Source organism: Aliiroseovarius marinus, from assembly GCF_004360145.1.
Taxonomy (GTDB): Bacteria; Pseudomonadota; Alphaproteobacteria; order Rhodobacterales; family Rhodobacteraceae; genus Aliiroseovarius; species Aliiroseovarius marinus.
In genome coordinates this window covers 36859-55323 of sequence record NZ_ML178718.1, presented here as the reverse complement: position 1 = coordinate 55323, position 18465 = coordinate 36859, and the positions used below count along the sequence as shown (strand labels likewise).

Genomic DNA, 18465 nt, shown 5'->3' with positions numbered 1-18465 from the left:
AAATATAAAAGAGTGAGGTGAGTCTGGCCAGAAGTTTCAGTGCTGCGGGTGCAGCTATATTTTCTGATTTGTCGTGCAGTTGTTACGAATCTGCGGGGTGGAAAGGGCAAAAAAGCCGCGTTTTAATCGCGGCTTTCGATGCTTCCGGGATCCGAGATCTACCGTTTCAGAACGGCGGCCATCTGGTCCGCGAATTTGGCGTTGTCTGTTCCGGTGTCCAGCGCGTCTTCCGCGGCATCCAGCAGCGCGTCAGGGACATTGCCGCGCCCGCGATGTTCGATCAGACCCGCGACAAGCGGGGCGGTGAACTCGGGGTGGGGCTGGATGGTCAGGATCTTGTTGCCGATCATCATCGCCGCATTGGCGCAGAAATCAGTCGAGGCGATGATTTCGGCACCTTCGGGCGCGTCGATCACTTGGTCCTGATGCCATGCGTTCAAGGCCAGCTTGTGATCGCCAAAGTCATATTCGGTGCGGCCAATCGACCAGCCGCCACCAAACTTCTCGACCTTCCCGCCAAGCGCTTGGGCGATGATCTGGTGGCCAAAACAGACGCCGACCAGCGGCTGACCCGCATCGCGGATGTCGCGGATCAGTTTTTCCAGCGGTGGGATCCAGTCGTGATCCTCGTAAACGCCATGTTTCGATCCGGTGATCAGCCAGCCATCCGCGTCGTCCGTGCCCGCAGGAAACTCGCCATCCACGACCGAGAAGATCTGGAAGTCGAACCCATGCCCGTCGAGCAGACGGGTGAACATCTCGCCATAATCTCCGACACTGTCGCGCAGTTCGTCGGGGGAATGGCCTGCTTGCAGAATGCCGATTTTCATGTGCTACCCAAATTTGATCAAATTATCGTGCAGTCATACATGACCTACCCGAGCCGTGACGCCGGGGCAAGGGCAATTTTGCATGAATGATCAGCGAAACAAGGTGCGCATGAAGCTGGGGCGACGGACCACAGCCTGCGGAAGGTGCCGGTTCAGACGCTTGCCGATGCGACCAAAGATCGTGATGACCGCGAGCGTCAGCAGGATGAAATAGAAAGCCAGGATCGGGTAGGGGATGAACGGGTTGAACGTCTTGTCCGCGAAATAGCTGGCATAATACAGCGCGTCGCCGCGTTGCTGCCAGACCGGGAAGCCCGAGAAATAGACCAGCGCCGTGGCGTGGAACAAGAAGATCGCCTCGTTCGTGTAAGCAGGCCATGCCAGACGCATCATCGAGGGCCAGATGATCCGCTTGAACCGGGTCCAACCGGTGATGCCATAGGCGTCGGCGGCCTCAAGATCGCCTTTCGGGATCGATTGTAGCGCACCATAGAAGATCTCGGCCGAATAGGCGGTGGTATTCAGGAACAAGACGATCGCCGCGCCCAGCCACGCCGAGGTTAGCAGCGAAAAGCCCGGGACGCTCTGCTTGATCGACAGGAACACCGCGTAGGCGAAGAACATTTGGATGAACAAGGGCGAGCCGCGGAACACGTAGATGAAGAACTCGGCCGGTTTGCGCACGCGGGCCGAGCTGCTGTTCTTGGCCAGTGCCAACCCGGTGGCGGCGAAGAAGCCAAACAGGATCGCGATCAGGCCGAAATAGATGTTCCAGATCATGCCGGAGCCGATCAGCGTGAAATGCTCGCACAGCGTATAGTCGTCGCGCGGCAGCAGGCGTTCGCCGAAGCCGATCGAGCGGAAAGCGTAGTCTTGGATGGTCTGAACGCAGCTCATGTCGCGGCCTTCCGTTGCGCTTCACCGGCGGCGGTGGCCTGACCGTGGGACAGGCGCAGGGATAGACGTTTGTAGACGCGTTCACTGATCGAGGTGAGCATCAGGTAGAAGACGAGAAGCCCGCCGAAGTAATAGGCGTTCCAGTTCCCATGCGGATAGTCCGAGAACCTAGCGGTCTTGGTCGCCCCAAGCTCGCGCGCCCAATAGACGATGTCTTCGACGCCCAGAAGGAACAGAAGCGGCGTGGCCTTGATCAGGATCATCCACAGATTCGACAGACCGGGCAGGGCATAGACCCACATTTGCGGGACCATGATGCGCCAGAATGTCTGGCGCGACGACATGCCATAGGCCTCGGCGGTTTCAAGCTGCGCGCGGGGGACGGCTTTCATGGCGCCAAAAAGGACGTTGGCGGCGAAGGCGCCAAAGACGATGGCAAAAGTCAGAACCGCCAGCGCAAAGCCATAGGTCTCGTGCACCCATTGAGGGCTGGTCGAGAGGGGCAGTTTGGCCTGAGCACAGACCACAAAGTCGTTGCCTTGGCGCACAGGTTCGGACCAGTCCGAGCACTTCACCTTGTGGCGCAGATACTCAAACCCCTGATCCAGCGCGATCACGAAGAACATGAAGAACGCAATATCCGGTACGCCCCGCACGATGGCGGTATACGACTTGCCCAGAAGGCTGATTGGCCAGATGCGCGAGCGGGCGGCGGTTGCGCCTGCAAAGCCGAACATCAAGGCCACCGGCGCGGTGATTGCCAACAGCACCAAGACAATCCCGAAGGACTGATAGAACGCCATGTGCTTGCCTGTGGTCAGGTAGCAGCTGAGCCAGCTAAAGCCCTCGAGCGTGGAAGGATCGGTGCAGTAGGAAAACATCGCGTGTGCAGTTTATCCGTTAGAAAAGCTAGGCCCGCGCGCATGTGCACACGGGCCCGGCCATTACATTACCACTGAGAAGAAACTTCCCATTTGGCGATCATGGTGTTCAGCGTGCCGTCGTCTTTCATCGACTGGATGGCTGCGTCGAACTTGGCGCGCAGGTCGCCGTCGCTTTCACGGATCCCCATGCCAACGCCGCCGCCAATGGCTTCCATGCGTTCCAGCATCACCAGGCCGTCAGCGCCAACCATGGTGTCCAGGAAGGATTTGTCGGCCAGTACCGCGTCAGCTTCGCCGTTCTTCACAGCAGCAACGGTTTCTTCCGGGGTTGCGAATTCAACCAGGGTCCAGCCCTGTTCGGCCACGAACGCAGCCTGAATGGTGGTGGCTTGAGCCGCGACAACGCCTGCTGCCGGGTCTACGTCAGCCGACATAGCAGCGTAAGCCGAGGGATCTGGCGGGGTGTAGGGCTGGGTGAAGTCGATGACTTCGTCACGCTCGGCCGTGATCGACATGCCAGCGATGATGGCGTCATAGTTGCCCGATACGAGGTTCGGAATGATGGTGTCCCATTCGTTCTTCACCCACTCGCAGGTCAGCTCGGCGCGCTTGCACAGCTCGTCGCCCAGCTCGCGCTCGAAGCCGTCGATTTCGCCAGCGTCGTTCACGAAGTTCCACGGTGCATAGGCACCCTCGGTGCCAAGGCGCACGGTGTCCGCGGCCATGGCGAAGCTAGCCGTCAGGGCCAGTGCCGCCGTCGAGACGATCAGTTTTTTCATGATTTACTCCCAGGTTACTTTTATTGGTTAGAAATTGGTCTCACACGGGTTGCGAGTGAGACAGGAATTGCTTCAGACGCTCGCTTTTCGGGTTGCCGAACAGCTCAGAGGGCGCGCCTTCTTCTTCGATCAGACCTTGATGCAGGAACACCACGTGGTCCGAAACATCATGGGCCATGCGCATGTCATGGGTCACGATGATCATGGTGCGGCCCTCGGCAGCCAGGTCTTTGATGACCTTGACCACTTCCTGTTCCAGCTCTGGATCCAGCGCCGAGGTCGGTTCGTCAAACAACAGCGCCTTGGGCTCCATGCACAGCGCCCGGGCGATCGCGGCGCGCTGTTGTTGGCCACCCGACAGCTGGGCAGGCCAGACGTCGCATTTGTCGCCAATGCCGACCTTCGCCAGATACTCGCGGGCTTTTTCTTCAACCTCGGCCTTGTTGCGGCCGAGGACGGTGACGGGGGCCTCCATCACGTTTTGCAGGATGGTCATGTGGGACCACAGATTGAACTGCTGGAACACCATCGACAGGTTGGTGCGGATGCGTGTGACCTGCGCGCGGTCGGCAGGGTGCCGGTTCAGCCCCTGACCCTTCCAGGTGATAGACTCACCTTCAAAACGGATGTCGCCCTGCTGACTTTCTTCCAACAGGTTGGCACAACGCAGAAGGGTGGATTTGCCCGAGCCGGAAGACCCGATCAGCGACACGACATGCCCGCGGGGCGCAACCAGATCGACGCCTTTCAGCACTTCCAACGCGCCATAGCTTTTGTGCAGGTCGCGGATTTCGATCACCGGCAGAGTGTCGGTAGGGGTCTGGTCAGAGTTATCGCGAGGCACAGGCGGTTCCGGTTTAAAACAAGGTTTTGTGGTGCACGAGTAGGGAGCAATTTCATACGGATTGCAACGGCGAATTGACGGGGAAGTTACGTAAATCCGGGTGGATGGTCGGTTCGCGCTGCGAAATGTCGGTTTGTGTCACAGGGATCAACATCGGGTAGAGCGCACGTGTTTTGGCACAGAGCCGCGCGCTCTGCGGGGAATCACGATCTGAAGGGGTATGAGGGGCTACAGCGCCTTTGCGGCCCGCTGGCGTGCGAGGTTGCTGTCCAAGTCACTGATGCCCAGAAACCGAGGGATCATCCGCATCAGCGCATCCTCTTCCGAGGCGCGTTCTCCGTCTGTCAGGACAACCGACCAAGCGGCTTCCAGGATGGCAATGCGATCCTCCAACGGCACAGCATCCTTCACGGCGTTGGTGAACCGGACCGTGTCGGGGGCGGTCGCCTCCAACGCTTCAGCCTCGGCGCGCAACGCTGCCGCATCCGCATCGGACAGGCTGTGCCGCTGCGCCAAAATCCGATCAATCGCGCGCTTCTCATTGGCGTCATAGTCGTGATCCGCCCGTGCCAGCCGCACAAGAATGGCCGCTACGGCCAGTCGGGCATCCCCATCCTGAAGGGGCTGGGGGGCGGGTTGTGTCAATCTGTCCAGAAGCGATTTCAGCATTTGTCTAATGTGGGCGCGGCGCGTAGAAATCCAAGCCCAATGTCTTTCACTTATCCGTCATAGCCTTCGATGATGATCAGATCGCTGATCGCGACCTCGTCCCGGATTGCCTTGGCGACTTGGTATCCATCGCTGTCATAGCATTCGCGAGCGGCTTGGTAGCTGGGAAACTCGATGACCACATTGCGGGACCGGGCGTCCCCTTCAACGCTTTCAAACGTGCCGCCGCGTACCAGAAACTTGGCGCCGTATTCGGCAAAAGGTGCAGCATTTGCTGCAACATAGTCCATGTAGCGGTCGATATTCTCTACATCGACGCGACCAATCCAGTATCCTTTGGCCATTCCTGCCCCCTGTTCTTCAGTTTGTCAGACTGTCCAGTGAATAGCGGATGTCGTCAATCGCAATTCCGCCGGGATCCTGATGGGTGAGGGTGATTGCCGTGATCGGCGCGGTGCTGAGGAAGCCGAAGCTTTGCACGCCGTGCGCGGGCGCCAGCGCCTCTGTGTGGATCCGCGCGGCGTCCGCGTCGTAGAAGCTTAGCCACACCGGGCCGGGGGCAGAGCGACTTCCCAGCGGATCGGCATAGTCCAGATGTAGACGCAGGGCGAAGGACCGGATCGGAGCGCTAAAGCTGATCGCCACACTGCCTTCCCCGCGGCCTGAGCGCTGGGCGAATCCGTCCGGACCCAAGGGGAATGCCGCGTTCGAGCCAAATCCCGCGTGAAAGGCGATGGCCAGAGGCGGGCTTGTCGGGGGCTGCGCCACGCGCGCAGGGTGCGCTGGCACGCCACCCAGCACGGTGAATGTACCGCTAGCGCCAATGCTCTGCCCGACAAGTGAGGCCCCCAAAGTGGCTCCGGGGGCGTGGATTGCACCGGCAATGGCTTGGCCCGGCTCGGGCAGAACAGGGAAGCTCTCGAAATCGATCAAGCCGGAGGTGTTTTGAGCGGCAATATCGTAGGGAACGGGGGTGATAGGATCGGCCATCGCCGGGGTGGCCATGAGACCGAAAGCAATGAAGGCCGCGGGCTTCATTCCACAACAATGTCGCCGCGCGGGACACCAGAAGCCTCGGCCACGCGGGTGACCAGATCAGCCTCTTCATCGCGCAAAACGCCATCGGCCAAGGATACCTGCCACAAGGCCGTGATGATCTTTACCCGCTGCGCCAAGGGCATCATGTCCTGAACGGCTTTCGCCAGATCCTCGGTCGGACCAGCCTGTTTTTCCTGCGCCTCGCATTCGGCGCGCAGTTTTGCGGCTTTAATCGGGGTCAAGTCATAGTGACGGGCGAACAGACGACCGATCCGGGCGATCTCGGTCTGAGCATAGTCGGCATCCGCGCGTGCCAGACGCACCAAGAGCACGCCCATGGCGCGCTGCGCGTCTTCGGTCCAGCGGATGTTGTCAGCGTGCGACATGGGGGCTCCTTCATGGTGGAACGAAGCCTAAATCACGGATTGCGCAAAGAAAAGGGCGGGGAAAACCCCGCCCGTATCCGAATCTCGAGGTGGCTTACACCAACCGTTCGATGTCTTTCGCGGCGCGTACGAAATCCGCAAACAGTGGCGCCGGGTCGAAGGGTTTCGACTTGAGCTCCGGGTGGAACTGCACGCCGATGAACCACGGGTGGTCTTTCCACTCAACGATTTCCGGCAAACGTCCATCCGGCGACATGCCCGAGAAGACCAGCCCGCACTCTTCCAACTGCTCGCGATACTTGGTGTCGACCTCGTAGCGGTGACGGTGGCGTTCCTCGATCGTGTTGGAGCCATAGACGTCGGCCACTTTCGAGCCTTCGGTCAGCGCAGCCGTATAGGCGCCCAGACGCATGGTGCCGCCTTTATCGTCACCCACTTTGCGCTTCACCTTGTAGTTGCCCTGCACCCATTCCTTCAGGTGATAGACAACCGGAGTGAAACGGGTCTCGCCGGCTTCGTGGTCAAATTCTTCGGATCCCGCATCGGTGATGCCGGCTACGTTGCGCGCAGCTTCGACCACGGCCATTTGCATGCCCAGACAGATGCCCAAATAGGGGATTTTACGCTCGCGGGCGAACTGCGCCGCTTTGATCTTGCCCTCGGTGCCGCGCTCGCCAAAGCCACCCGGGACCAGAATGGCGTGGAAGCCTTCCAGATAGGGGGCGGGGTCTTCCTTGTCGAAGGGTTCTGCATCGACCCATTGCAGGTTCACCTTGGTGCGGTTGGCCATGCCGCCATGCACCAGCGCCTCTTTGATCGACTTATAAGCATCTTCCAGCTGGGTGTATTTGCCGACCACGGCGATCTTCACTTCGCCCTCGGCGTTGTGAATGCGGTCTTCGACGTCTTCCCAGCGGCTCAGGTCGGGTTTCGGAGCAGGAGCAATCTGGAACGCGTCCAGCACAGCCTGATCCAGACCCACATTGTGATAGGCCATCGGCGCTTCATAGATCGACTTCAGGTCATAGGCCGGGATGACCGATTCTTGACGGACGTTACAGAACAGACCGATCTTGGCGCGTTCCTTGTCGGGAATCGGATGCTCGGACCGGCAGACCAGCACGTCAGGTGCGATGCCGATCGAGCGGAGTTCTTTGACGCTGTGCTGCGTCGGCTTGGTCTTCAGTTCGCCCGAAGCAGCCAGATAGGGCAGCAGGGTCAAGTGCATGAAAATACACTGGCCGCGCGGACGTTCCTGGCTGAACTGACGGATCGCTTCAAAGAAGGGCAGGGCTTCGATATCGCCCACGGTGCCGCCGATTTCACACAGCATAAAGTCGACCTCATCGTCACCGATTTCGATGAAGTCTTTGATTTCGTTGGTGACATGCGGGATCACCTGAATGGTTTTGCCCAGATAGTCGCCGCGGCGCTCTTTTTCCAACACGGTGGTATAGATGCGGCCCGAGCTAACCGAATCCGTGTTGCGTGCCGCCACGCCGGTGAAGCGTTCATAGTGGCCAAGGTCCAGATCGGTCTCGGCGCCATCGTCGGTCACGAAAACCTCGCCGTGCTCAAACGGGCTCATCGTGCCAGGGTCGACGTTCAGATAAGGGTCAAGCTTGCGCAGACGGACTGTGTAGCCGCGCGCCTGCAACAGCGCACCCAATGCGGCCGAGGTCAGACCCTTGCCCAAGGAAGAAACAACACCGCCGGTGATGAAGATGTAACGTGCCATGTGGTTGGCTGCCCCCGTGATACTGGCGTCGTTGCGCCGCAATAGCTTGTAAGTGGATACGCAAACAGCAAGCAGAAAACACCGCTGCGAATCCGGTCCTCACGGGATTAAAGATATAACCGATTCCGGCCTCCCGTGCAACCGGATCGTCTAGATAATGGGGCAGCGCAGCGCCCCGCCTCTAGGTGTTGTGTGGGTTGTCTATCGTCCGGTTTTCTAAGCGAAAACCGGTTCGACCGAAGATATAGGGCAGTCGAACCTGCCCGATGATCAATCCGCGCGCGGCGGGGTCAGGCTTTCGTCGGTGTTGACCGGCGGCAGCAGATTGCTGACATCCGGAACCGCAGGCGCGGTTTCACCTTCAGCAGCAGGGGCCTCAAGACCTAGCGTATCCACGACCGAGCTATCAGCCGAGTTCTTTGCCGAAATGATCGTCAGCGAGATCGAGGTGATCAGGAACGCAATCGCAAAACCCCAGGTCAGTTTGCCCAAGGCCGTTGCCGCACCACGTGCCGACATAACGCCGCCACCACCGCCGCCACCAATGCCAAGGCCACCGCCCTCAGAGCGCTGCAAAAGCACGATCCCGATCAGCCCAAGGGCCAGGATCAGGTGAATGACGAGGATGACGTTTTCCATATGGGGCGCTTCCCGTGGTTTGGGTTCGTTCGATCTGCCGGGGTATGTAGGCGAAAAGAACGCTGGGTGCAAGCCGCCGCGGGCAGGAACGCGACCTTTCTGCTTTCGCGGCATTTACACCTTTCGCTGGGGAAGATGTGCCGCTATACCGGGCCGGGTTTTCTTTGAGATAGGAAAAAGACCATGGCCAATGTCGTTGTCGTAGGCGCCCAGTGGGGCGATGAAGGAAAAGGTAAGATCGTTGACTGGCTCAGCGAACGTGCCGATGTGATCTGCCGGTTCCAAGGGGGGCACAATGCGGGCCATACTCTTGTTATTGACGGAGCGGTTTACAAACTGCACGCGCTGCCCTCGGGTGTTGTGCGCGGCGGCAAGCTGAGCGTGATCGGCAACGGTGTCGTGTTGGACCCGTGGAACCTGCTGAAAGAGATCGAAACCGTGACCGCGCAAGGCGTTGATATTTCGCCGGAAACGCTGATGATCGCGGAAAACACCCCGCTGATCCTGCCCTTCCACGGCGAACTTGACCGCGCCCGTGAAGAGGCCGCCTCGAAAGGTACCAAGATCGGTACCACCGGTCGCGGTATTGGTCCGTGCTATGAAGATAAAGTTGGCCGTCGCGCCATTCGCGTTGCCGATCTGGCAGACGATGCCACGCTTGAGGCCCGTGTTGACCGCGCGCTTCAGCACCACGATCCGCTGCGCAAAGGTCTGGGCATCGAGCCCATCGACCGCGACGCGCTGATCGCACAGTTGAAAGAGGTCGCGCCCGCCATCCTGAAATTCGCCGCCCCTGTCTGGAAAGTGCTGAACGAAAAGCGCAAATCCGGCAAGCGGATCCTGTTCGAAGGTGCGCAGGGCGCGCTTCTGGACATCGATTTCGGCACCTACCCCTTCGTGACGTCCTCGAACGTGATCGCAGGCCAAGCCGCCACCGGCGTCGGCATCGGACCGGGCTCGATCGACTATGTTCTGGGCATCGTGAAAGCCTACACCACCCGCGTGGGCGAGGGCCCGTTCCCGACCGAACTGGACGACGATGACGGCCAGCGTCTGGGCGAACGTGGGCACGAGTTCGGCACCACCACGGGCCGCAAGCGCCGCTGTGGCTGGTTTGACGCCGCTCTGGTCCGCCAGACTTGTGCAACCTCGGGCGTGACCGGGATTTCGTTGACGAAACTGGACGTTCTGGACGGGTTTGAGACCCTGAAAATCTGTGTGGGTTATGAACTGGACGGCGAGCGTATGGACTACCTTCCCACCGCAGCCGATCAGCAAGCCCGTTGCACGCCGATTTATGAAGAGATGCCGGGTTGGTCGGAATCGACCGAAGGTGCACGCAGCTGGAATGATCTGCCCGCCAACGCGATCAAGTACGTCAAGCGCGTGGAAGAACTGATCGAGTGCCCCGTGGCGCTTCTGTCCACCAGCCCGGAACGGGACGACACCATTCTGGTGACTGACCCGTTCGCGGATTGATCTGATGACGCTGGGATACAAGGCTCGCAAGCGACTGGCACTTCTGGTGCTGGTCGTCGGGCTGCCGGTTTACATCATCGCGGCGGTCTTTGTGGTCAGCCTGTTTGACCGCCCACCCATCTGGCTGGAGTTCATCATCTACGCGGCACTTGGCTTTTTGTGGATGGTGCCCTTGAAACAGGTGTTTTTGGGGGTCGGTAAGGCGGATCCGGACGAGGATGAAGCCAACTATCCCCATGATCCCGCAGGGAAATATGCCCTGAAAGACAAAGACGATAACGCATAAAAAGAAGGCCCCGGATCGGGGCCTTTTTGTGTCCAATGCTTGATGCGATCAGGCGGTTTGCAGACCGCCCTGAGCAACAGCGGCGTCTGCGCTGGTCAGCGCATAGCAGCCCTGCGCCACTTTGATGATCTCGCCTTCGCGCAGAAGACGGCCAAAGGCACGCAGCGCATCTTCACGCGAGATCGCGTCGGGAGAGTCCTGCTTTGTCACCAATTTCACCACCTGAGGGCGGTGGAAATGCGACAGTCCCGACGCTTGCGTCACGAAGGAGGCTGCAGCGCGCAGATAGCCCTCGATGTCGTCGTGGTCGATATGGGCGGCGAACGCCGCAAAGGCGGTCAGATCGGTATTGGCGGCGACGACCGGCTCTGCATCCGGATCTGCCTCGGCGGCGTCCGGGCGCTTGCGGGTTGTGCTGATGTTGACGCGGCGCGGGCACACCAGGCGGTCACGCTGAGCGGTGACCGATGCGTCCTGCTCGGTGTCGGTGTCTTTGACGCGCTGTTCAGAAATCAGAACCAGAGGCGAAGCACGCTGAGGTTCCGGCGTTTTCTGTGCCGTTGCGTCCGAGCTGGGCGGCTTGACGGCCTTTGCCAGATCGCTGCGATAGGGCGACTTCTGCTCTTCTTCTGTGCCCTCAATCGGACCCGTTGCCTTGTCGGCACGGGTTGCCTGAACCGCAGCTTTCAGGTGGCTGATCGAGCTACGACGGCGCGACGCATCCTGATCGTCCATCTGGGTGTTGGTTTCGGCCAGAATGCGGTCCAATGCGGTATCGTCACGTGCAGCTTCTTGCTCGTCAAACACCTGTGCGCGGCGCTCGCGGCGGGCGTCCATGCGGCTTTCGGCTTCCATCGTCGACAGCAGCGCTTCGATTTCGCTGTGCAGTTCACTGCGCGGAGCGTTGTCCGCGATGTCGCTGGTGATGTCATCTGCAACCTTGGTCGACACTTCCTGAACCGCGACGCGCAGGGAATCATCCAGCGGCAGAGGCGGCAGCGGCGCAATCGAGGCGAATGCAGACTTCAGCGACGGAGCGGGCTTGGCCTGTGCGTCAAGCTCGGCACGGATTTCCGCCTCGGCCTGTGCCAGTTCGGCGGCCAAATCGGCCTCTTGCTCGGCGCTCAGGGCCGTCTCTTGCTGGGCTGCGGTCTCTGCGGGCGCGTCGACATCAACCTCGGTCGCGTCTTCGATGCTGTCGCTTGTGGGGGTGTTGGTCTGCGAGATGACTACGTTTTCTTCACCGTCGGTGCGGCGCTTGCGTTTCACACGCAGCACGCGCGAGACATTGCCTGCCTCGCCCATCGCAGTTTCGCGGCGCTCAGACTCGTCCGTCGGCGTTGCAACCAGTGCGGCTTCGGAAGTTGCGTCCTCGTCGAGGTTTGCAGCCGTTACCGGCGCGGCGGTTTCCGGTGCCCCATCGTCGTTCATAGCGATCTGGTCTTTTACGCGCTGACGCTTGGCGTCGCGATCGGCAGTTTCCGACACGGCCTCTTCGTCTGCCTCAACATCCGATGCACGCGCATGGCTGCTGATCAGCTCTTCAAATTCATTCAGGCCGTCCAGTTCCGCCATCGGCGATTTTGCCGAACCTGCAGCATGCTCATCTTCCAGATACTCGTCCGAGATCTGGGTGTCGTCCATCGCAGCTGCGCGCAGGCGCGACAGTTTCGACAGTGCGTCATCTTCATTCAGATCGTGATCGGCGCCGTTGTCGTCTTCGCGTTCAACCGTCGTCGGAGCCATCGTGGCCACCTTGGCGGGCGCGTTTTCGGCTTTTAGGTCTTCGTCGCTTTGGCGCAGGATAATGCCTTGATCTTCGATTTCGGCATCAACCTGTTTCAGGGATTCGCGCTCTGCAATCTTGTGCAAAACAGAGGTGTCCGGCGCCACAGGCTCGGCCCCGAACGAGCGGTCTTTCTCGGCCAATCCACGGAAGTACTCGGCAATCGATTTCATTGCGCCGAAGGGATCATCAAATCCTTCCAGCGTGCAGGAAAACGTGCCATAGGAAACCGTGAGGATCTTGTTGTTGTTAACCATTAAAAATTTACCTTCTCAACCAGAACGACGACAACGATACATTTAACTATATTGATGCTTAAATTGCGCAAAAGCGCGAAGCGGTTGGTATTTTTGTGTGTCGGAAATGTGGCAATAATGTGGAAAGAGGCCAAAATACTAACCATGAGTTGTCAAGTTCTACGTCTGGATGAAGGGGTTACGTTGCTGGGTGGAGGTCAAGCTTCGCCGAAAGACATCGCGGAATCGTTAAGAGTGGCGCCAAATCTGTTTGGCGTGGATGGCGGCGCAAACCGCGCTGTGGCGCTTGGCCTTGATATCATTGGGGTCTCGGGCGATTTCGACAGCATCTCTGACGCGACCCGCGCGGAGCTGGATCCCTCGATTCTGATCGAGACGCCGGATCAGAATCGGACGGATTTCGACAAGGCGCTGGATCTTGTCGATGCCCCGGTGATCCTGTGCACTGGCTTTACCGGCAAGCGCATGGACCATCAGCTGGCCTGCTATTCCGTTTTGGTCCGCCAGGCCGGGAAACCGGCGATTCTTCTGGGCGAAGAAGACATCTGCTTTCACCTGTCTCACGAGGTCACCTTGGACCTGCCCAAAGGCACGCGCCTGTCGCTGTTTCCGATGGCCCGCGTGGTGGCGAGCTGCAGCGGGTTGCGCTGGCCGGTCGAGGCGTTGGAGTTCGCGCCTTGGGGGCAGATCGGCACATCAAACGAGGTGACAGACGGCCCCGTCACCCTGTCCGCCGAAAGTGAAGGGCTTTTGGTGATCCTACCTCGCGCGTACCTGCAACAGGCCGTGCGGGTGCTGTGGCAGGGCGACCCGGCGCGCTGCCCCTAGGCCCGGAACGTCAGGCGATCAGCAGTTCGGAACGTTGACCGCCAGACCACCGAGTGAAGTCTCTTTGTACTTCTCGCTCATGTCCTGACCGGTCTCGAACATCGTCTTGATGCAGGCGTCCAGCGGCACCAGATGGGTGCCGTCGCCGCGCAACGCCAGAGAGGCGGCTGAGACCGCTTTGATCGCGCCCAGACCGTTCCGTTCGATGCAGGGAACCTGCACCAATCCGCGCACGGGGTCGCAGGTTAGGCCAAGGTGGTGCTCAAGTGCGATTTCCGCTGCATTTTCAACTTGTTCCGGTGTGCCTCCCATAACGGCGCACAGGCCGGCAGCGGCCATGGCGCTGGCCGATCCAACCTCGGCCTGACACCCTGCTTCGGCACCCGAGATCGACGCGTTGTGCTTGACGATGGCCCCGATGGCCGAGGCCGTCAGTAGGAAGTCGTGGATGCGCGATGTAGACGCGCCCGGGACGTGGTTCAGCCAGTAATAGACCGTGGCAGGCAACACGCCCGCGGCCCCGTTGGTCGGGCTGGTCACAACCTGTCCACCGGCGGCGTTTTCTTCGTTCACTGCCATGGCATAGACGCTCATCCAGTCGTTGATCGTGTGCGGGGCGGTCAGGTTCAGGCCTTGCTCAGCGATTAGACTATCATAGATGGCTTTGGCGCGGCGCTTGACCATCAAGCCACCGGGCAAGATGCCCTCGTTCGCCAGCCCGCGCTGGATACAGTCCTGCATGACCTCCCAGATCCGATCCAGCTTTTCGGCCAAGCTCGCGGGGCCCATATGCACCAGCTCGTTGGCGCGTTTCATGTCCGCGATGCTCTTGCCCGAGGCCTTCGCCATCTCAAGCATCTGCACGGCGTTTTCAAACGGGTAGGGATGAACTTTCGCGTCCTGCGCGTCCAGCGTGGCTTCTTGTGCCTGTTCGGCCTCGGTCACAACAAATCCGCCGCCGATCGAATAATAGGTCTCGCGCACCACAACGTCGCCTTGCGCATCGGTGGCCATCAGCTGCATGCCATTGGCATGGCCGGGCAGGGGGTGGTCATAGTCGAAGATCAGGTCAGTTTTCGGTGCGAATTTCAGCGTGCCCAGACCGTCAGGCGACACAGTGCCAGTTGCCTCGATATCCGCCAGCGCGGCCTCGGCTTGGGCGTGGTCATAGCTGTCGGGCAGGAAGCCCGCGAGGCCCAGAATGGTTGCACGGTCGGTCGCGTGGCCAACGCCGGTAAAGGCAAGCGAGCCATGCAGCGAGGCTTTCAGCCCATGCACCTGGAAGGGTTGTTCACGCAGCAATTCCAAAAAGCGGGCACCCGCAACCATTGGCCCCATCGTGTGGGACGAACTGGGGCCGACCCCGACTTTGAACATGTCGAATACAGACAGGAACATTTTGACCTCGCTTGGTTACATCAGACCATTGTGCGGATTTTCCGCAAGTAGGTGCGTGAAAAAGCGACAGTTTTTACGCCAATCGCGTTCCGGTCAATCTGGGCGGGTTAGAATGAACGCGGCCCCCGCACCCATCAGCAGTACTTGCGCCAGCACCACCCACCACGGGGCGCCCAAGATCAGCGAGACGGCAAGGACGAGCGTCATCATGCTGACGGCCAGTGTTTTTGCCCGGCGCGAGATCGCACCACGCTCTTCCCAGTCGCGGATGGCGGGGCCGAAATGGGCGTGGTCAATCAACCACGCACGGGCGCGCGGGCTGCTGTTGCCGAAGGCAAAGGCCGCGACCAGCAGAAAGGGCGTGGTCGGCAGCACGGGCAGAATAACCCCGAGAAGGCCAAGCGCGACGGCGCACCACCCAAGCGTGAGATAGAAAACCTTGCCCATGTCCTGCGCCCATGTTGCTGTCCCGACAGTCTCAGATGCCGGGGATGGATTGTCCAGATGGCGCCCTACAGCGCCACCCCTTCCGGCGGATTTGCGGGCGAGGGGTTGCTTAGCGGCTTCTCGCCCAATCCCTCGGCGACCATGGCGGCTTGCATTGCCGGTCGCGCCTCGATCCGCTTGGCGAGAGATTGCAGGCGCGGCCAGTGGCCGAGCACGAACCACGGTTCGTCCCGCAGATACAGTGCAAACCAGCGCAGGGGCGTGGCGACGTAATAGTCCAAGGCGGTCGGTGCCTCGCCCCCAAACCAGTCATGCCCTTCGCCCAGCAGCGCCTCGTACCGATCCAGATGGCCCTTCAGGCGCTTGGCGACGATGCGTCGGTGATCTTCGGCCGGCCCTGCGGTGAATCGTTCAGCATAGAAATGCTGGCGCAAATCCATCTGAAGTCCGTTTGACGCCACCATCATCCATGACAGAAACGCCCCACGATCCGGGCTGTCCACGGCGGGGGCCAGTCGCCCCGCGCGGTCACACAGCCACAGAAGGATCGCGGCGGTTTCAAAGACCACCCCATGCGGGGTCTCAAGCGCCGGGATCGTCCCCATCGGATTGACCTTCAGATAGGCCGGGCTTTGCTGCGCATTGCTGCCGCGGTCGACCAGAACGGTTTCGTAAGGCTCGCCGAGTTCCTCCAGCACGAGCCGGATAATCAGGGAGGCGTTGTCGGGGGCGTAGTGAAGTCTCAACATGCGGCGACACAATCAAATCGCAAGCAAAGTGACCAGAAAAAAGTTGCCGGTTTGGCTCGGTACTCGCCAATGTAGGGGCTGCGCCTTATAAACTGCGCAACAGTTGTTTGGTTTGAGGGATTCGTTGATATGACCGCAGAACTTTCACCTATCGACACGGCAAAAAGCATCGCGGCGAAATACGCCGTGCAGTTCGTCGAAGATGGGATGAGCGTTGGGCTGGGGACCGGGTCGACATCGGCTTGGATGGTCAAATATCTTGGCGAACGCGTGCGCGAGGAAGGCCTGAATATTGTCTGCGTGCCGACCAGCCGCCGTACTGCTGCACTGGCACAAGGGGCTGGCCTGCGGATCTCGACTTTGGACGAGGTCAAGTGGCTGGATGTGACCATTGACGGGACCGACGAATACGACGCTGATCTGACCCTGATCAAAGGGGGTGGCGGGGCGCTGTTGCATGAAAAGCTTGTGGCCTCGGCCTCGGACCGGATGATCGTGATTGCGGACCAGTCAAAATCCGTAGCCCATCTTGGCGCGTTTCCCCTGCCGATCGAGGTTATTCCCTTCGGCCTGCAAACCACCCGCGCTACGGTCGAGGCGATGTTGGACGGGATGGATGTGCTGGGGTGGGAAGCTGTGGTACGGATGATCGATGACACGCCCTTTGTGACGGATGAAGGCAATCATATCATCGACTTACACCTGAAACGGATTGGCGACCCGCGTCATTTGGCGCTTGCGTTGAACCAGGTGCCAGCCGTGGTCGAGAACGGACTGTTCATCGACATTTGCGACATGGTGGTGTTGGGGCACGGCGATGGGCGGATCGAGGTGACGGACCTGACCGATGGCACTTTGAAAGAGGTGCAGGTGGAAACCGGGCAGGACGCCAACATCTTCGCGGATCTCTGATCGGTATCAGACGCGGAAACGTGATCAATGTGTCAATTCTGGGGGTGGAAAGCCGCGTGCCAAGCCCCTAGCTTTCAGCGGATGCAAACCTCGATGTGATGCGCACCCGACCGGGTGGGACGTGAAAGGCAATGAATATGAGCGGATTTGACTATGACCTCTTTGTAATCGGTGGCGGCTCGGGCGGCGTGCGCGCTGGTCGTGTGGCAGCCGAAGGCGGCGCGAAAGTGGCGCTGGCGGAAGAGTTCCGCATGGGCGGCACCTGTGTCATCCGCGGCTGTGTGCCGAAAAAGCTGATGGTCTTTGCCTCGCAACATGGTCCCGCTGCTGCGGATGCTGCCGCCTATGGCTGGCAGGGCAATGCGCGTGGCGAATTTGATTGGAAGGGCACGTTCCGCCCCGCGCTGCATGCCGAACTTGAGCGGCTGGAAGGTATCTATACCCGCAACCTCGGCAACTCTGGCGCTGACATTTATAACGCGCGTGCGGTGGTGAAAGACGCCCATACGGTCGAGCTGTCGACGGGGCAAACTTTTACCGCCAAGCACATCCTTGTGGCCACTGGCGGGCGACCGTTCATTCCCGACACGCCGGGCGCGGCCGAGCTGGGCATCACCTCGAACGAAGTGTTCAGTCTGGAAGAGTTCCCTGAACGTATTCTGATCGTCGGAGGCGGCTATATCGCGACCGAGTTTGCCTGCATTTTCAACGGTCTGGGAAGTCACGTCGCCCAATGGTATCGCGGCGCGCAGATCCTGCGCGGCTTTGACGACGAAGTGCGCGGGTTCCTGGCCGAGCATATCCGCGAACGCGGTGTGGACCTGCATGTCGGCCTTGAAGTCGAACGTATGGAAGAGCGTGATGGCGCCATCTGGGTCAAGGGCACCGATGGGCGTGAAGAGGTGTTTGATCAGGTGCTCTTTGCCACCGGTCGTGTGCCGAACACCGATGGGCTTGGCTTGGAAGAGACCGGCGTGAAGCTGGGTCGCGGCGGGGAAGTGGTCGTGGATGACTATAGCCAGACCTCGGTCCCGTCGATCTATGCGGTGGGCGATGTCACCAACCGGATCACCCTGACCCCGGTTGCGATCCGCGAAGGCATGGCGTTCGTCGAAACCGTCTTCAACGGCAACCCGACGAAGCCGGATCACGAAAATGTGGCCTCGGCCGTGTTTACCCAGCCGGAGTACGGCACCGTGGGCCTGTCCGAAGAAGACGCCCGCGCACAGGAAAAGATCGACGTCTATTGCGCTGCCTTCCGCCCGATGCAGAAAAGCTTCATCGGATCGAATGAACGCGTGCTGTTCAAGCTGATCGTCAGCCAAGAGACCCAAAAAGTGCTGGGCGTGCATATCGTCGGAGACGGCGCGGGCGAGATGATCCAGCTGGCCGCCGTGGCGATAAAAATGGGCGCAACCAAGGCCGATTTCGACCGGACCGTGGCCGTTCACCCGACCATGTCGGAAGAGATCGTGCTGATGAAGTCGCCCACCCGTAGCGACTGATCTGACGATTACGACATCTAAACACATGAAAAGGGGGCGCAATGCGTCCCCTTTGCCTTGAAATCTGTGCCCCGAAGGGCCAGTTATGAGCGCGAAACCCTGTTTTTAACACGG

Annotated in this window: 20 protein-coding genes; 5 read left to right on the top strand and 15 right to left on the bottom strand. The window is 60.0% G+C overall.

Translation table 11 applies throughout. From position 1 onward, the window contains the following. Positions 1 to 158: 158 nt before the first annotated feature. The 11 genes from EOL43_RS09315 to secG form a co-directional block, all read right to left on the bottom strand. Positions 159 to 830 carry a type 1 glutamine amidotransferase gene (locus tag EOL43_RS09315; protein ID WP_133487848.1) on the bottom strand — a complete coding sequence of 224 codons (672 nt, stop codon included), beginning with the start codon at positions 828 to 830 and terminating at the stop codon, positions 159 to 161. A 90-nt stretch (positions 831 to 920) separates the two neighbouring features. Next, a complete protein-coding gene (locus tag EOL43_RS09310) occupies positions 921 to 1727 on the bottom strand; it encodes an ABC transporter permease (RefSeq protein WP_133487846.1) in 807 nt (268 codons plus the stop codon). Then, positions 1724 to 2608 carry an ABC transporter permease gene (locus EOL43_RS09305; protein ID WP_133487844.1) on the bottom strand — a complete coding sequence of 295 codons (885 nt, stop codon included), beginning with the start codon at positions 2606 to 2608 and terminating at the stop codon, positions 1724 to 1726. The genes EOL43_RS09310 and EOL43_RS09305 overlap by 4 nt, the downstream gene beginning before the upstream one ends. Positions 2609 to 2676: 68 nt before the next feature. Beyond that, the gene (locus EOL43_RS09300; protein ID WP_133487842.1) at positions 2677 to 3390 is read right to left on the bottom strand and encodes a transporter substrate-binding domain-containing protein; all 714 of its coding nucleotides are present in this window, start codon (positions 3388 to 3390) and stop codon (positions 2677 to 2679) included. Positions 3391 to 3430: 40 nt separating this feature from the next. Next, on the bottom strand, positions 3431 to 4234 hold the full coding sequence (locus tag EOL43_RS09295) for an ABC transporter ATP-binding protein (RefSeq protein ID WP_133487840.1): 804 nt from the start codon (positions 4232 to 4234) through the stop codon (positions 3431 to 3433). A 228-nt stretch (positions 4235 to 4462) separates the two neighbouring features. Next, on the bottom strand, positions 4463 to 4903 hold the full coding sequence (locus EOL43_RS09290) for a tellurite resistance TerB family protein (protein WP_133487838.1): 441 nt from the start codon (positions 4901 to 4903) through the stop codon (positions 4463 to 4465). Positions 4904 to 4953: 50 nt separating this feature from the next. After that, positions 4954 to 5247 carry a DUF1330 domain-containing protein gene (locus EOL43_RS09285; protein WP_133487836.1) on the bottom strand — a complete coding sequence of 98 codons (294 nt, stop codon included), beginning with the start codon at positions 5245 to 5247 and terminating at the stop codon, positions 4954 to 4956. 16 nt (positions 5248 to 5263) lie between these two features. Beyond that, positions 5264 to 5941: a hypothetical protein gene (locus tag EOL43_RS09280; RefSeq protein ID WP_133487834.1), complete on the bottom strand. Its 678-nt coding sequence runs from the start codon at positions 5939 to 5941 to the stop codon at positions 5264 to 5266. Continuing rightward, positions 5938 to 6327, bottom strand: coding sequence for a tellurite resistance TerB family protein (locus EOL43_RS09275; protein WP_133487832.1), 390 nt, complete (start codon positions 6325 to 6327; stop codon positions 5938 to 5940). The genes EOL43_RS09280 and EOL43_RS09275 overlap by 4 nt, the downstream gene beginning before the upstream one ends. A gap of 94 nt (positions 6328 to 6421) precedes the next feature. Further along, a complete protein-coding gene (locus EOL43_RS09270; protein ID WP_133487830.1) occupies positions 6422 to 8065 on the bottom strand; it encodes a CTP synthase in 1644 nt (547 codons plus the stop codon). Between the two features lie 270 nt (positions 8066 to 8335). Next, positions 8336 to 8704: a preprotein translocase subunit SecG gene (gene secG / locus EOL43_RS09265; protein ID WP_133487827.1), complete on the bottom strand. Its 369-nt coding sequence runs from the start codon at positions 8702 to 8704 to the stop codon at positions 8336 to 8338. A gap of 183 nt (positions 8705 to 8887) precedes the next feature. On the opposite strand from secG, the gene EOL43_RS09260 reads away from it, so the two are divergent. Beyond that, on the top strand, positions 8888 to 10183 hold the full coding sequence (locus EOL43_RS09260; protein WP_133487825.1) for an adenylosuccinate synthase: 1296 nt from the start codon (positions 8888 to 8890) through the stop codon (positions 10181 to 10183). Between the two features lie 4 nt (positions 10184 to 10187). Continuing rightward, the gene (locus EOL43_RS09255) at positions 10188 to 10469 is read left to right on the top strand and encodes a DUF2842 domain-containing protein (RefSeq protein ID WP_133487823.1); all 282 of its coding nucleotides are present in this window, start codon (positions 10188 to 10190) and stop codon (positions 10467 to 10469) included. Between the two features lie 48 nt (positions 10470 to 10517). Here EOL43_RS09255 and EOL43_RS09250 read toward each other — a convergent pair whose 3' ends face one another. Next, positions 10518 to 12512 (bottom strand): hypothetical protein, encoded by a 1995-nt coding sequence (locus EOL43_RS09250; protein WP_133487821.1) that lies wholly within the window; start codon positions 12510 to 12512, stop codon positions 10518 to 10520. Between the two features lie 144 nt (positions 12513 to 12656). On the opposite strand from EOL43_RS09250, the gene EOL43_RS09245 reads away from it, so the two are divergent. Beyond that, entirely contained in the window at positions 12657 to 13340 is a 684-nt protein-coding gene (locus EOL43_RS09245; protein ID WP_166636223.1) for a thiamine diphosphokinase, read from the top strand. 18 nt (positions 13341 to 13358) lie between these two features. On the opposite strand, the gene EOL43_RS09240 is transcribed toward EOL43_RS09245, so the two are convergent. From EOL43_RS09240 to EOL43_RS09230, 3 genes are all read right to left on the bottom strand, one after another. Beyond that, positions 13359 to 14738, bottom strand: coding sequence for an L-serine ammonia-lyase (locus EOL43_RS09240; protein ID WP_133487817.1), 1380 nt, complete (start codon positions 14736 to 14738; stop codon positions 13359 to 13361). A 93-nt stretch (positions 14739 to 14831) separates the two neighbouring features. Then, positions 14832 to 15185 carry a YbaN family protein gene (locus EOL43_RS09235; protein WP_133487815.1) on the bottom strand — a complete coding sequence of 118 codons (354 nt, stop codon included), beginning with the start codon at positions 15183 to 15185 and terminating at the stop codon, positions 14832 to 14834. Between the two features lie 65 nt (positions 15186 to 15250). Next, positions 15251 to 15934 carry a glutathione S-transferase family protein gene (locus EOL43_RS09230; protein ID WP_133487813.1) on the bottom strand — a complete coding sequence of 228 codons (684 nt, stop codon included), beginning with the start codon at positions 15932 to 15934 and terminating at the stop codon, positions 15251 to 15253. 129 nt (positions 15935 to 16063) lie between these two features. Here EOL43_RS09230 and rpiA point away from each other — a divergent pair, with 129 nt between their 5' ends. After that, positions 16064 to 16846 (top strand): ribose-5-phosphate isomerase RpiA, encoded by a 783-nt coding sequence (gene rpiA / locus EOL43_RS09225; protein ID WP_133487811.1) that lies wholly within the window; start codon positions 16064 to 16066, stop codon positions 16844 to 16846. Positions 16847 to 16983: 137 nt separating this feature from the next. After that, positions 16984 to 18351, top strand: a complete 1368-nt coding sequence (gene gor / locus EOL43_RS09220) for a glutathione-disulfide reductase (RefSeq protein WP_166636222.1) — start codon at positions 16984 to 16986, stop codon at positions 18349 to 18351. The last annotated feature ends 114 nt before the right edge of the window (positions 18352 to 18465 follow it).